Annotated in this window: 11 protein-coding genes; 8 read left to right on the top strand and 3 right to left on the bottom strand. The window is 32.4% G+C overall.

Going from position 1 to position 15,809, the window contains the following annotated elements:
• The first annotated feature begins 14 nt into the window (after positions 1-14).
• Complete coding sequence (cmk, locus tag C6368_RS10620) at positions 15-731, top strand: (d)CMP kinase (protein WP_234369125.1); 717 nt, start codon at positions 15-17, stop codon at positions 729-731.
• 78 nt (positions 732-809) lie between these two features.
• Positions 810-1,763, top strand: a complete 954-nt coding sequence (locus tag C6368_RS10615; protein WP_107039180.1) for a transglycosylase SLT domain-containing protein — start codon at positions 810-812, stop codon at positions 1,761-1,763.
• A 29-nt stretch (positions 1,764-1,792) separates the two neighbouring features.
• Here the strand turns inward: C6368_RS10615 and C6368_RS10610 are convergent, their stop codons facing one another.
• Positions 1,793-2,515, bottom strand: coding sequence for an EI24 domain-containing protein (locus C6368_RS10610; protein WP_107039179.1), 723 nt, complete (start codon positions 2,513-2,515; stop codon positions 1,793-1,795).
• Positions 2,512-2,685, bottom strand: coding sequence for a hypothetical protein (locus C6368_RS17305; protein WP_159038557.1), 174 nt, complete (start codon positions 2,683-2,685; stop codon positions 2,512-2,514). Before C6368_RS17305 ends, C6368_RS10610 begins: the two co-directional genes overlap by 4 nt.
• Positions 2,686-2,846: 161 nt before the next feature.
• Between C6368_RS17305 and C6368_RS10605 the strand changes: the two genes are divergently transcribed.
• A complete protein-coding gene (locus C6368_RS10605) occupies positions 2,847-3,284 on the top strand; it encodes an NUDIX domain-containing protein (RefSeq protein WP_107039178.1) in 438 nt (145 codons plus the stop codon).
• Between the two features lie 147 nt (positions 3,285-3,431).
• Here C6368_RS10605 and C6368_RS10600 read toward each other — a convergent pair whose 3' ends face one another.
• Positions 3,432-3,998 carry a hypothetical protein gene (locus C6368_RS10600; RefSeq protein ID WP_107039177.1) on the bottom strand — a complete coding sequence of 189 codons (567 nt, stop codon included), beginning with the start codon at positions 3,996-3,998 and terminating at the stop codon, positions 3,432-3,434.
• A gap of 179 nt (positions 3,999-4,177) precedes the next feature.
• Between C6368_RS10600 and C6368_RS10595 the strand changes: the two genes are divergently transcribed.
• The 5 genes from C6368_RS10595 to C6368_RS10575 all read left to right on the top strand — a co-directional run bounded on the left by C6368_RS10595 (position 4,178) and on the right by C6368_RS10575 (position 15,707).
• Positions 4,178-5,707, top strand: a complete 1,530-nt coding sequence (locus tag C6368_RS10595; RefSeq protein WP_107039176.1) for a hypothetical protein — start codon at positions 4,178-4,180, stop codon at positions 5,705-5,707.
• Positions 5,708-6,432: 725 nt separating this feature from the next.
• Positions 6,433-10,827 carry a fibronectin type III domain-containing protein gene (locus C6368_RS10590; protein ID WP_107039175.1) on the top strand — a complete coding sequence of 1,465 codons (4,395 nt, stop codon included), beginning with the start codon at positions 6,433-6,435 and terminating at the stop codon, positions 10,825-10,827.
• 288 nt (positions 10,828-11,115) lie between these two features.
• Entirely contained in the window at positions 11,116-12,780 is a 1,665-nt protein-coding gene (locus C6368_RS10585; protein ID WP_107039174.1) for a histidine kinase dimerization/phosphoacceptor domain -containing protein, read from the top strand.
• A complete protein-coding gene (locus tag C6368_RS10580) occupies positions 12,773-13,432 on the top strand; it encodes a LytR/AlgR family response regulator transcription factor (protein WP_159038556.1) in 660 nt (219 codons plus the stop codon). The genes C6368_RS10585 and C6368_RS10580 overlap by 8 nt, the downstream gene beginning before the upstream one ends.
• 529 nt (positions 13,433-13,961) lie before the next feature.
• Positions 13,962-15,707, top strand: coding sequence for a putative porin (locus tag C6368_RS10575; protein WP_107039172.1), 1,746 nt, complete (start codon positions 13,962-13,964; stop codon positions 15,705-15,707).
• Positions 15,708-15,809: the final 102 nt, after the last annotated feature.

The raw sequence follows: 15,809 nt of genomic DNA, 5'->3' as shown, positions 1-15,809 counted from the left end.
CTATATTTACGGCTATGAGAAGAGACATGAGGAGAGTTGAGAGGGATAAGGAGCTAACCATTGCAATTGATGGTTGGTCATCATGTGGAAAAAGTACCCTTGCCAAAGCATTGGCGAAAGAACTAAATTTTATCTATGTAGACTCAGGAGCGATGTATAGAGGAGCTGCTTTACACGCGATGAGAAAAAATTTAGTTTCCCGTAATCATGTCGATATCAATAGAATTATTGCTTCTTTGGCGGATATTAAAATCACATTTAAACAAAATTCTAAAGGTAAAGCTGAACTTTACCTGAATGAGGAAAATGTGGAAAAAGAAATTCGTTCAATTGAAGTTTCAAATAGCGTGAGCTCTGTTGCTAGAATTAAAGAAGTTCGTTTATTCCTTGTAAAGCAACAAAGAATAATGGGAATCAATGGTGGTGTTGTGATGGATGGAAGAGATATTGGTTCCATCGTTTTTCCATTGGCAGAATTGAAACTATTTATGACCGCAGACCCTGATGTTAGAGCCCAACGAAGATATGAAGAATTAAAAGCCAAAGGTGATGAGATAACTTTAGAGGAAGTTAAAGAAAATTTAAAATTAAGAGATGAAATGGATTCTACACGAGAGGAAAGTCCATTGATTCAAACTGATGACGCCATTGTGTTGGATAATACAAACCTAACACCTCAAGAACAATTAATTAAGACTCTAGAGTTAGTAAAAAAAGCAAGGAAAACGTAACGAAGTTCTCAAATTTCGTTATTATTGTGTGTGTACACTCGCTATTGTGTGTTTTCACTAAACCTTGTAAAGAAAACTATGCTCAAAAACTTCATCCTCGCAGCTTCATGTGCCATTGTAGGATTTGCTCACGCCCATGAAAATGATAGCTTATCCAATTCTAAAAGTGCAAAGGTTCCAAGGGTTAATTTTGTTGAATCTCGTATTCTTAACGATACAGTAAGTTTATTTTATGTAAACAATGTTCAATTGTTTGAGGAAGAATGGAATAATTTAGCACATCCGGTGTTTTGGCGCACAATAATGAAACTTTCACCAGATTCTTGTGTGATTAATATTGGGGCAACGCGTCAAATTATTAAATCAATGTCAGTTGAATCATGGGACAAAAGGTCTGATGACGAAAAAGATGTTTACAGAGATTCTGTAAGATCTGCAAATGGCTTGACAAGCGAAGATAAAGTTTACATGACCACAGGTAAAAGTGATTTTTATACATTTGACAATGTATTGCCTACAATTTCGAAAGGTGTTGAGGTTTTCAAACAACAAGATGTTGACCCGTGGTATGCACAAGCAATTCTAATGATTGAAAGTCCGGGAAGGCTGGCTAAATCTAATGTTGGTGCCTATGGTTCTTTCCAGTTAATGGCTTCCGTAGCAAGAGCGCAAGGATTGACTGTTAACAAGTATAGAGACGACAGAAAAGATTTCGTGAAATCTGCAATTGGAGCAAGTAGCCTAATCGCTAAAGTTTGTATTCCAGAGGCAAAAGTGATTTTAGATGCTAAAGGAATAAAATACAACGAAAATGACTTGTGGTTTCGTTTGTTTGTTCTCCATATTTATCATGCGGGTGCTTATAATGTTGCAGGTGTGGTGAATAAAATTAATCCATCAGAAGGAGGGATGGAGTTGATTCAAAATATGTGGATAACATCAAATGGAAGATTCAGAAACGCTTCACAAAATTATTCTCAATTGGCACTTGCCGCTATGTTGATTTTTGAAGATATGCTTTGGGATTGTTAATGAATGAAGCTTGAAGTTCAACTGAAGAATTATATCGATTGGTTTTGTGTCAGCTTTAAATAATTAATGGTTCCAACCATTGTTAAAAGTACAGGTGCAATTACAACTCCTATAACGGGGATATATAATATTATCGTGAAGATTAGGCCAGTCAAAATCATTTGAAGCGGATTTTGAAAGGCGAATACCCAACTGTCTTTTACTTTAATACCGTGTCTTTCCAAGGAATAATCATAACTATTGAAACCAGTGAAGAATGCAATTAGAATTGCAGATATGAAAGGCGAGAGAAAATTTAGATTAAAAATCCAAGCAAGGAAAGACCACAAAAGAAATAGCGATAAATAAATTATTGCTCCAAGAATTGCAATACCAAGTGTTCGTAAAAGATCATTGAAAAATTTAGAAAAATTAGATTTGTAAGTCTTTCCATTTTTATGCGTCTCCACACGTTCACTTAAAATAGTATGGAACGGAGATAATAGAGTGATAATGGTGAATTGATAGAGATAGATTGAAACACTGTTTACCCCATTGAAAATAGAGTCAACTGCTAGTCCCATATAGCTACCAATCCACGGAATATAAGAAATAAATCCTACAAGACTTCCAACCGAACCGACAATAATGATATATATTAAGTAGAAACTTGCGATGACAAGTCCAGGAATAAAGAAAATTAAGAAATGACCTGATAATAGTAAGGTTAAAGCGTGTTTTAAGGCTAAATAATGATTTTTAAAAGCTTTCATTGTTGTTGATAGACCAATTTCAAAATTAACATGATAATTCCAAAAAAGGCAATTGTTCCCATGAAAAACATCTTTCCACCACGTAAACCATTGTTGTATGCAATCCAGCTATTGATTCCTCCAAGAATTAACCCACCAACAAAAGCATAGATATAAAGGTCTGTTGTCATTTAATAATTTTGTACAAGTTTAATATTTTTTGAATAATTGCAATGTTCGTTTTATTACTTGATTAAGATTCGCGTAAAACAAATTTATCAATTCAGGAGCAAGACGGTTGGCTTTGATTATTTTAGTCCTATTTTTAATTTTAAAAACGGTAACATCTATAATGGCATTTAATATAAGAGTCTACGGCATTTTAATCAATTCAAAAAATGAAGTTTTACTATCTGATGAAAGAAGATTCGGTAAAGAGTTCACTAAATTTCCCGGAGGGGGATTAGAATTGGGCGAGGGATTAAAAGATTGTCTGAAAAGAGAGTTTCAAGAAGAATTACATTTAGAAATTGAAGTGCAGGAGTTAATTTATTTAACAGATTTTTACCAGAAATCTGCATTTCATAAAGATGATCAAATCATTAGCGTTTATTATTCCGTGTCAGCTCATGATCTAGGAATTATTCCAGTGAAAGAAATTCCTTTCGATTTTGAAGTTAATGCTATAGAAGCGCACAGATGGAAAAGGGTTGAAGATTTAAAAGACGAAGATTTAACATTTCCGATTGATAAGCTAGTAGCGGGAATAATTAAAATGAATGAAAAATAATAAATTCAATAATTTGGATTACTGACCTAAGTACAAACGCATCGATCTGTTAATTACAAACGGTGAAAATCCTTTAAACCTAATTACTCAGTTTACTTCTACACCAAACACGTTAATAATTAATCATCAGACAATAGTCATTATTTTTCACCCCAATCTTTTTTGTACGTAAGAATTTATTTTTCCATAAAACTGATCGGGAGTATACGTTCTCCAAGAAACATCTTCTAATTCACCACCCAACACAAAATATTGATCGAGATGAATTTCATTAAATTCTCTCACGACATGTTCATGAAAGTTAACCATTGCAATATATCCATCTTCCAATTCATCGAACCATTCTTCATAATAGCAATCATCAGAGTAGTGGAAATTCAGTACGTTTTCACCAATTAGAATGAATTTATCTATACCTTGTTCCATCATGTGCTCTATGATGTCTCTTTTAAACATCATAATGTCATTATTAATGGCATCGTTCCATTCTCCTATTAATTCTATTACGGTAAAACCTTCATCATAATCAGTGTATAATATTTTAATGAATAGAGTAGTTGAACCAAAGTTGTCCCATTGAGGGTGTAAAAGGAAGTTGTAAACTTGATCAGAAAATTCAAATTCACTATATTCTTTTTCATAAAAAGGAGAACGCTCATCTTCCGACGAAATATAATGATCTCTCCAATTATAATAAGGTTCTAATTCATGCATATGACAAAGTTAAAAATAAGAAATTACAGTAATAGTATTTCCTGTTTTCATTCACTAAAAGAACATAACAATCGGGAATTTGTTTTCTGTCCCACCTAATAATTTAACGTTCATTATTAATCTAATCAGCTCATTATAGAATGTTTTAATTATTTTTGAACCAAATCTAAACGAAATCTATGAATAAGCTATTATTTTATTTTTTATCTGGAATTATATTGTCTTTACTAATAGTAAGTTGTGGAGCTAAGAGTACAAGTGATTTAAATTCTGATGTTGCCGTTTTTGTTAGTTCCTCAGAGGATGTGGTTGGCTATGGATATGTAAATTTAGTTGCGATAAAAGGTAAGGCTCAATTAAGTCAAATACCAACAATTGGAGAGTTTGTAAATGATGAAATGAAATCTATTGAAAACAGTTTGAAACTTTCAGACAAGATTCATTATGCTTTAGAAGGTCCTTTAAATAAGGATGGATTGCCAAAATTCGCTTACATTTTTATGACTGTTGAAAATGAAGACAGTACTTTACAGATGTTTGAGAAAATGGGGTTCTTTTTTGAAAAAGAAAATGATTTAATGGTATCTTATGATATGAATATGGCGGTTGGCTTCAATGAAAATACTGCCGTTTTAGTTTCAGGAAACTTTGGAGATGACCCTAAAGATAAATTGCTAAACGCATTTTCAACTTTTAATGTAAAGAAAAGCGATCAGATAAAAAATGACAATGTTACAGAAATCTTAGCTCAAACGACTGATATATTAGTTGCAGGGAACTTAGAGAATTTATATAAAACGTCAAATACTTCATTGAATAACCTAAAGGCAGAAGAGAAAGCTGAAATCATGGAAATGGTTAAGGATGGCCATGCTTCGCTAACTATTGATTTCAATAATGGAGATTTAACAGCAAAATTAGATTTTTCACGAGTTAACGATAAATTGAAAGCAAAGTCATTCTTTAAAGAAAATGTAGCATCTGATGTTATGAAAAATATTGGACCTGGACAACCAATCTTCGCATTAGCGATGTCGCTTGATATTGAGAAATTAGAAAAAATGATGAAAGAATTTTCTCCAAATTCTGAAAAGTCATTGTATAGTTCATTTGGACCAATGGGTGAAATGTTTTCTACTTTAGCAGAGGATGATATTTCAAATCTTTTGGATGGAAATATTGGAATGATGATCAGCAGTGAAGTTTCAACGGATACAATAATGGGAACTTCAGGAATTCCAAGCTCTCATTTGTATGTTGGTTTAGGGAGAAATCCACAAAACATGAAAGACCTCGTTGAAACCTATGCGAGAGAAAATCAAATTGTTGATTTAGGAGAAGGTTTTTATAAAATTGATAAGTCTATAATGTTGATGAAAGATAAATCTATTGTTTTACATAGCAACGACACTTCAAGATTACAATTTAAAACTGGTGAAATAGAGTATACAGAGTCAATGAAAGACTTTGGAAATACCCCTTTTTCTTTATTTGTTGATTTTAAAAAGCTTTCTGATTCAGAATTGTACAAAGCAAGAAGTGAATTTGATGTAATTCTTTCAATTGCGGATTATATGTCTCTTACAGCGGATAACGAACAAATTGTCATGAAATTGGTTATGAAGAACAAAGGAGATAATATTTTAAAACAGGTTATAGATGCTTATCAAGATGTATTGAAATCTACTATGGGTAATATTCAGATGTAGTTTACTCATCTTCTTTTTTATCGAACCCGCAATAATTTTGATTCGAAGTCAACGTTATAGCGGGTTTCTTTTTATAACATGATTAGAGTAAATGGAAAATCTTTCTTTAATTTGATGTTTTTATTTGGTAGTATAGATTATTATTCTGTATATTTATAACACAAACAATCACACAAAGGTGTTCGATTTGTTTGAGGTCATTCTTTGACCGCCCATATAGCGTTATTTGAGACTTAAAATATCACAATTAGAACTGTACTTGTTTTATCTATGGCGGGCCTCCCTAATTCGTTTACGAAAAGGATAACCCAGAGGATTACAGAAGTAAAACGGAGGTTCTAAAAATGCAAATCTGAAGTTTTCAGAATTCAACTATATGGGTTTTTTTCTTTTTTTATCACAGTTAACCAATTGCGGATGATTATTCATCCGTTTTTTTGTTTTTTAGGCGACCGTCTTTGTTTAAAATAATTTGGAAATTATTAAAGTTATAAAATCTTTTTTTCGCCAATCTCTACTAACTCTTTCCTATTTCACTAATTTTCCTTTTCAAAAGTTTGAGAAATTACAAAGAAATCGGAATGTCATTTTAATAACCTTAACCTAACTAATTTTCTTAGTATCAATAATTTATTAGGATAATTCGTTTTTTTTGTTGTTACTTTACTATTGAATTATCAATCTAAAAGAGCGATTGATATTATTTATTAACTAATTATTTACTTATGATAACAAAAAAAACTCTAGCGGTAATTACACTCGGGCTTTTAACTTTCTTTCATTATGGGAAGGCAGTGGCCCAATGTACCCCGGTTTTAGCTCCGTTCAATGAAAATTTTGATGGATTAGCCTTAACTTCACCTTATACAGCCTTGCCATCATGTTGGGGGGTTCAAACAGGCCCCGATTACTGGGATGTAACAAATGATGTTACTAATGGACCACAATATTTACCTAATATTGGAGATCACACCACAGGAACAAGTAATTTTATGTGGATTGATGCCTCTACAGATATTACTGCGAACGAAATGGTTACACCTGACATAGATATGAGTGGTTTAACAACTCCATATGTTGGTTTTTGGTTTGCTTCAGATAATGTAGATAATGCTTTCAACCATACCATTAATTTAGATGCTTGGGATGGAACTGCTTGGGTAAATATTACTTCATTGGTAGGTAATTTCTCCTCATGGGTAGAAGTTGCAGGTACTTTGCCTGCAGGGGTTCCAACAACTACTAAATTCAGAATTTATGCTACACCAGCAACGGGGACTACATCAGCTAACTACTATCAAAATGATTTGGGAGTTGATGATTTCTTCGTAATGGAGGCTCCAACATGTTTTAAAACAACAAATGAATTAACAACAAATGTCACTGCTGTTTCTGCTGACATTTCATGGAGTCACACTGTAGCAACTTCTTTTGAAGTGACTTACGATGTAACTGGTTTTACACCAGGAACCAGCGTAAACTCTTCAATTTTGTCATCAAACTCTACGACTTTAATTGGCTTAAACCCAATAACTAATTACGACTGGTATGTTAGAGCAATTTGTGCACCTGGCGATACAAGTGATTGGTCCAATGCTAGCTCATTTAAAACCTTATGTTCTTCTTTAACAGCTCCGTACTATAATGGTTTCGAGTTTGACGCACTTGATCTTGCCCCAGACTGTTGGGGATTTTATAATACTACTAGTGGTTTTGTTGAAGTAGAAGACTTTACTGGTACTGCTGCTCCTTATTCAGGATCGCAAGCACTCTACCTTTATAATGGTTCATCATCTACTATTGGTGCAGATACATTAATTGCAATAACACCTCAATTTACAGACTTAATAGGTGGGGATAAGAGAATTCGATTCCAAGCAAATGCTGATAATGTAACAACTAGATTAATTGTCGGTACAATTGCTGCTCCAATTCCATCTTCAACTTTCAATCCAATTGATACGGTAACTTTCCTTGCAGATGATACTTATCAGCAAGTAATAGTTAATTTGGATGCTGCGAATGGCTATAATGGTTCAGATGAATACATAGTATTTGGTCATGAATTAGGCGGTGGAACATTAAAATATATAAGAATTGATGATTTTAATTATGAAGTAATTCCTAGTTGTCTTTCTCCATCAAACGTAATGACTAATTCGATATTAGCTACCACTGCAAGTTTAACATGGACAGAAAATGGTTCAGCAACATCTTGGGAAGTGGATTATGGGTTGTCAGGATATACTGCGGGAACAGGAACAAGCAGTGTGGAATCTGTATCAAGTGCAAATTTAACAGGTTTATCAGCTTTTACTGATTATGACGTTTATGTTAGAGCAATTTGTAGTCCTGGCGACACAAGTGCTTGGTCTTTAATTTCTAGTTTCACTACAACATGTTTACCTTATACAGCTCCTTATTATAATGGATTTGAGAATGATGACTTGGACCTTGCTCCAGGTTGTTGGGATTCTTACGTAACTATAAATAATGGTTTTGTTGAAGTAGAAGATTTCACAGGAACGGCTGCTCCATTTGCAGGAGCACAGGCATTATATTTATATAATGGTTCAGGATTTACAGTTGGTTCAGATACATTAAAGGCCATATCTCCAAACTTCAGTGATTTAACTGCTGGAGATAAGAGAATTAGATTTCAGGCAAATGCAGATAATGTTACTACACGATTAATAATAGGAACGGTTCCATCTGAAGCTCCAACGGCTGTATTTACACCAGTTGATACGGTTACATTCCTTGCGGATGATACGTATCAAGAAGTGATTACTTACTTTGATGCTGCAAATGGATACAATGGAACAGATCAATATATCGCATTTATTCACGAACTAGATGGAGGTACCCTTAAGTACATTAGAATTGATGACTTCAATTACGAGGTTTCTCCTAGTTGTATAGCTCCTACAAATTTGATGGTTAATTCTATTTTAGCCACAAGTGCAAATTTATCTTGGACTCAAATTGGTTCCCCAATTGAATGGGAAGTTGAATATGGCGTTTCTGGATTTACTTTAGGATCAGGAACAAATAGTATTGAAACAACAAGTACTCCTAGTCTAACTGGTTTAAATGATGACACAGCTTATGACTTATATGTAAGAGCAATTTGTGCTCCTGGGGATACAAGTGATTGGTCGAATATTACTACCTTTTCTACTCCATGTAATGCTTTTCTAGCTCCATTTATTGAAAACTTCGATGGATTAGCTTTAGTTTCTCCTTATACTGATCTGCCAAATTGTTGGGAGCCTCAAACATTAGCAGATGATTGGGATGTAACAAATGACGTTGTAAATACTGGTCATGCTTATTTACCAAATATTGGTGATCACACAACAGGTACAGGAAACTATATGTGGATTGATGCCTCAACTGATATTTTAGCTAATGAAATGGTTACGCCATTTATCGATATGAGTGCATTGACAACTCCGCTAATCGGTTTCTGGTTTGCTTCTAACAATGTCGATAATGCAATTAACCATACTATATCATTAGACGCTTGGGATGGTAATGCATGGGTTAATATTACAACTGAATCAGGTAACTTCCCAGGATGGACTGAAGTTTCAGGGCCACTTCCAGCAGGGGTTCCAACTATCGCTAAATTCAGAATTCAAGCGATTGCAGCAACAGGAACTACTTCATCAAATTATTTCCAAAATGATTTGGGTATAGATGACTTTTTCGTTATGGAGACTCCAAGTTGTCCAGATCCTTCTGCTTTAACAGCAGCTAATATCACAGGAACTTCTGCTGATTTAAGTTGGACGGAAAATGGAACTGCAACTACTTATAATGTTGAATATGGTATTTCTGGATTTACACCAGGTACAGGAACTATTGTGGCTGGTGTTTCAAATCCTTTCACTTTAAATGCTTTAACGTCATGTTCAGACTATGAGTATTATGTTCAGTCTGATTGTAGCGCTGGTCTTACTAGTGCTATGGTTGGTCCATTCACATTCTCAACACTTAATGCTCCAGTAATGGAGACAGATGTTATTGTAGCTTGTGAAACTTATACTTGGAGAGATGGGTTAGTTTATACTTCTTCTAACAATACAGCAACATTTACTGTTGTGGGGGCTAGTGTTAATGGATGTGATTCTTTATATTCTTTAGATTTAACTATCAACAACGCAACAACAGGAACAGATGCTCAAGTAGCTTGTGAAACCTATACTTGGATTGATGGAACTACTTATACAGCTTCAAACAACACGGCAACATTTACCTTAATTGGTGGTGCAGCAACAGGTTGTGATTCTATAGTAACTTTAGATTTAACAATCAACAATGCAGCATCAGGAACTGATACCCAAGTTGCTTGTGAAATGTACACTTGGATTGACGGGAATGATTATACAGCTTCAAACAACACTGCTACATTTTCAATCACAGGTGGTGCAGCTAATGGTTGTGATTCAATTGTAACTTTAGATTTAACAATCAACAATTCAGTAACTGGTACAGACGTTCAAGAGGCTTGTAATAGTTTTACTTGGATTGATGGTGTGGAATACACAATGCATAACAACACCGCTACATTTACTATTGTAGGTGGAGCAGCAAACGGTTGTGATTCAATTGTAACCTTAGACTTAACAATTAATACTGTTGATGTTACAACAACTCAAACGAATGGTATAGACTTATCTGCAAATGCAGTTGGAGCAATGTATCAGTGGATTGATTGTGATAACGGAAATGCACCATTACCAGGTGAAACTAATAAAGATTACACTGCTATGGTAAATGGGAACTATGCAGTAATTGTTACTGAAAATGGTTGTACTGATACATCTACTTGTATTATGGTAGATAATGTAGGTTTGGAAGATATTGAGCAAACCTTAGGAGTTAGCTTATATCCTAATCCAACAGATGGAGCGGTAACTGTTCTGTTTGAAAACAATATGGAAGGGAATCAATACTCTTTAGAGGTAATCGATGCAACTGCTCGTAAATTGGCTAAGCAAAACATTACTGATAACTCTACACTAGTAGATTTATCAACTTACGAAAGAGGTGTTTACATTATCCGAATTTCAAATGGAAAAAGTGAAAGTATCCACAGGGTTGTTAAAAAATAATTTAATATAATTTAATTTTTATAGACTGACTTCTAGCAATAGAAGTCAGTCTTTTTTTATAACAACTTTTTTATTTCTCCTACTCCTTAAATAATTGACTCTAATCAATTAATGGAATTCAATTTTTAATCTAGCCTAGAAACCATCAATTCAAATTCATATGCTTAAATTTGGAAAAGAGTTTTCTGTTGGCTTTTCGAGAGGTAAATTATATTATCACGCCCAAGATCAGTTGCAATGCTATGTTAAGCTATTTGAAATTCGATTTAAATTTATTAAACATCTCAATTGAAAAAATACAAAATAATATTTATCCTTATTAGCTTTATACTAAGTTCGAATTCCATTTTTTCTCAAAAAAAAACAATTGAAAAAGAAACACTAGACTCTAAATTAAGCTTAGTAAGATTACTTACCGATACACAACAGTATTCTGAAGCAATGCGTCAACTTAATCTAGTTGAGGAAAAATACAGTGAGGATATTGAGTCATCATTAAAAAATGAAGTGAACTACCGTTTGATGGTGGCAAGAGTTTTACGCTTATCCAATCAACATGATGATGCTATGGAACAAATAAATTTACTTCCTGACTTGGGGGATGAACCTAATTTACATTTAGAGGTAAGTTTCAGAAAAGCAGCATTGTATTTAGAAAGTCCAAAATATTCTATGGAGGAACAGATAAAAATAATTTATCCTATTATTAATAATGGGATTAGAGTTTCAGAAGAATTAAATAATATACCAAGTTTGGCTTCCTTCTATAATTTGAATGCATCAATACATTTTGATGAATGTGCCAGCTTAAAAAAAGATTGTAACAAGCACCTTGAAATTGCTGAAGAATCTTATAGAAAAGCTATGAATTTATTCATGTCCATAAATGACTCATTAAACTACCATAATTCTTTGAATGGACTCTTCAGACTTGCAATAGTTGAAGAGTATAATAATGTAGATTCAATTAAGAATGTGGTATCAAAATATGCGGATGAATCAATTTATTTCCCAAACCTTACAATGTCGAGAAGTTTACTCGGGCAATATTATGTTCGTATAAAAAATGATAGTTTAGGATATTTTCGCCAAACGATCTTAGAGAAAAGCGCTATGATTGACGCTATAAACAAGAATGCCGACAATACTATTGAAAAGCTAAAACTGCTCTATGAGTTTGATTCTTTAAAAGCAGATTTAGACTTAAATTTGAATGTCTTATCTCAAAAAGAATTGGTTATTCTAGAAAAAAATAAACGGATAGATCAAAATAGATTTTATAGTGTAATATTATTCTCATTGGTATTAATTTTAATTTGGCTTCTATACCGACAAAGAGTATTAACAATGGGGATTAGGAAATCCAATTTTGATTTAAATAAATCGAATCTCAATTACCAACTATTGATTAAAGAAAGTAATCATCGAATAAAAAATAATCTTCAAATGATTTTATCGATAATAGAATTTGATAAAGAAGATACAAGTCGTGAAAGTCAGGAATTATTAGAAACTATATCATCTAAGATTTTAACCATTTCATCATTGCATAAAATTCTTGATTTTAAGGTGCATAACCAGAAGGTTGATTTGCAAACTTACTTTATGGAGATTGTCCAAAACTTTCAAAAACTTACAAAACGTGAGTTAAATTTTAACATTGATTTTATAGATTCGAAAATTGAAAGTGAACGAATAGTATACTTTGGGTTAATTTTGAATGAATTGCTATCAAATACGCTAAAACATCGGAAGGAGAAAGATGAAATCTTTATTCAAGTGTTGAAATCGAATAAGTCGCATATCTTTATTTATAGGGATAATTCAAATTTTAAAGATTATGTTAAAAGTAATGGTATTTTTCTTGTTGAAAATTTAATTGTTAGATGTGGAGGTCGAGATTTGAATTTTGAACCTCAACACGGTGAATATAAATTCTATTTTAATGAATAAAAGAGCAGTAATAGTTGAAGATGAATTTTTTGTAGCAAACCACTTGAAAAAAATTCTTGAAAAAAATGGGTACGATGTGGTTTCAATTTTTCATGAAGGTGAAAGTGTTCTTGCAAATATAAATTCATTAAAGGATGTTATTTTTCTTCTGGATATACAACTTTCAACTAATATAGATGGAGTTAATATTGCTCTGGAGCTTAAAAAGAGAAGTATTCCATTTATTTTTATTACTGCTAACACTGAAAGTGATACATTTGATAAAGCAATAGTTACCAACCCTACTGCCTACGTCTCTAAACCATTCAAAGAAATAGATGTTGTTGCTGCCGTTCTATTGGCTTCTCAAAAGTTAGACGTAAAAATAGCAATAGAGTCAGGGAAAGAGAAAATAATGATAGACCCAAATGATGTACTCTATTTTAAATCTGACAATGTTTATGTTGAAGTATATCTTAAAAATAAGACATATATTTTAAGAAAACAACTCAAGGTTTTGGAGAGTGAATTGTCTCAAAACTTCCAAAGATGTCATAAATCATATCTTGTGAACTTCTCTAAGATCTCAAGAATTAAAGGGAATAGTATTTATTTGGATGATATTGAAATTCCATTATCAAGAACTTACAGACGTAATTTTTTAAACTTGTGATTAATTTAATCGTTAAATAAATGTGTTTTGTAGTCGGTTTAGACCTGTTCATGTAGTTTGCAACAAATTTTTGTGTTTCACAACATAATTTAACATTAACAATTATTTCTCATCATATTTGACAACAGATAAGAACGATTGTCATATTTAATAGTAGAATTTTCATTTTACATTAATTATACTAAACATACTTTTGAGATTAAATAGATTTACCTAACACCTATAGATAAATATCTAATAAATCAAATGTAAATTAGCTGAAAATTAATAAGTTAATAGTTTTTTTTAGTTTCTTTGTATAAAAAAAAGGAGGATTTCATGGTCTTCCTTTTTTTTATTACTTTTTTTTCTAATAAGATCAGTTTTCTAAGTGCTTTTACGAGTGTAACCTAACTTTCATTAAACATTATATTGTGAAATATGTTTTATGAATAAAATTCCAATGTATTTCCTATAATTATAAGCTTTAAATCATAAATTTGCTTTCTTTATCATTTGTTGAATTTTTGCCAATAATTAATAGTTCTAAGTGAAATATCCTTTTGCCTTTATTGCGTTGATCTTTTCATTCACTTTGGTGGGTCAAAAGGAATTCTTTTATCAAGAAATGGATTCTATTAAAATTGGTTACAGGTCCGGTGGAACTGAATTAGATTCTATCGATGCTAGTTTCATTGGTGAAATTACACTGCGCCCAGGTTCAGGATTTGGGCAGTTATATGAAAGGAATTTAGCTGAAAATATATTTCTAAGTCCGGCAAGTTTAGCTTATGTATCTTCTCAAAGGAAGATTTCTCCTAAATTTTCTGGGTTACCCTATTTAGGTTTTCAATATGCTTTTGGTTCATCATTAACGCAGGATTTGAATTTAGAATATCATCAATTTTATAGACCCAACTCACATCTTCATTTTCGCTATAACAGAAGAACTAGTAATGGTTTCTTAAGAAATGGAGATTACGGTTTAAATGATTTAAATTTAAGATTCTTTCATTCTAAGGAGAGATATTCAACAAACTTTGAAGGCTCTTATTCAGCGTATGATATTGCTCAGAATGGTGGGATATCAACGGATAGTTTATTAGATGAATTTGAAATTGAATTTACTCCTGTTCAACGAGAAAACGCTCGCTCTGTAGTAAGAAAACTCGATTTAAAATGGGATAATTATCTATTGATGGTTGGAGATTCGTTAATAGGTTCGGGGTTTAAAACGAAGCATCAATATAATATTGTTGGAAGAGAGTATACTGATCAATTAACAGATTTGTCAGTTATTGATACTTTTTATATTGATACAAGTGGGAAAACCCGTGATCAATATCAGACTGCAAAATTTTCAAATGGAGGAGGAGTTTACTTTAATTCACCTGGTCTAAAGATTGACGCCACAATAAATCATCAATATTGGAGAAATCAGAATTTAGGCGCTAATAGAGATACGAATGAAGTTTATTTACATTCAAATTTATTTGCCGCTTTGGGCAGTCGTTTACACTTGAGTAATGAGTTTTATCTTAATTTAATTGGCGCTACTGGAGAAATAAAAAATTACGCCTTTTTGAATTATGAAATTTTCAATGACCTAACTTTGAAAGGCCGACTTAACTTTGAAAATTTATACCCAACTCCTTATCAAAGGTTTCATACTGCTAATTATTACCAATGGAATATAGATGATTTGGAGATGCAGCAAAAGTTGCAAATAGGAGGGGACTTAAAATATGGAGACTCTACTTTTATTCAAGCTTCTGTACTTTGGACAAGTATAAATAATGGACGTTATTTTATGGGAAATGAATGGAGGCAAGATACTTTGGAATTAATTTCTATGGGTTCTTTTCAATTGAAAGGAGGTTTAAAATTGGGTAAATGGTCTTTTTACCCAACAGCAACATTGCGATTTAACTCTGCAAACTTCAGTTTTCAACCTATTTTCGAAACTATGAATAGAATAACTTTTCAAACTAAGCTATTTAAAGCTCAAAAGTTAGGTGCAGCATTTGGTGTAGATTTAGGATATCAATCGGGTTATAATTATCTAGAGTATAATGGTGTTTTAGGGTTGTTACAAATTCCAACCACACCATTAGAAACAGAAGCTATAATTCGTTTAAATGCATTTTTAGCATTGTCAATAGATGAATTTAGATTCTTTGTAAAAGCAGAAAACTTATCTTCTTTAATTAATGATCCTAAAACTAGAATTGACATTGATTATCCAATAATGCCTTTTCTAATTCGATTAGGAATTACCTGGGATTTCTTTAATTAGACCTTGAGATTAAATCAACATTGCCTTATTGGTTAATACGATTAGCTAATTCCTTCTCATTAACAAGAGATTGGTTTTTTAAGTACCATTAAAAATTTTGGT

Source organism: Brumimicrobium mesophilum, assembly GCF_003025005.1.
GTDB lineage: Bacteria > Bacteroidota > Bacteroidia > Flavobacteriales_D > Crocinitomicaceae > Brumimicrobium > Brumimicrobium mesophilum.
Note: the sequence above shows the minus strand (reverse complement) of the source record. Positions and strands in the feature narration are given on the sequence as shown.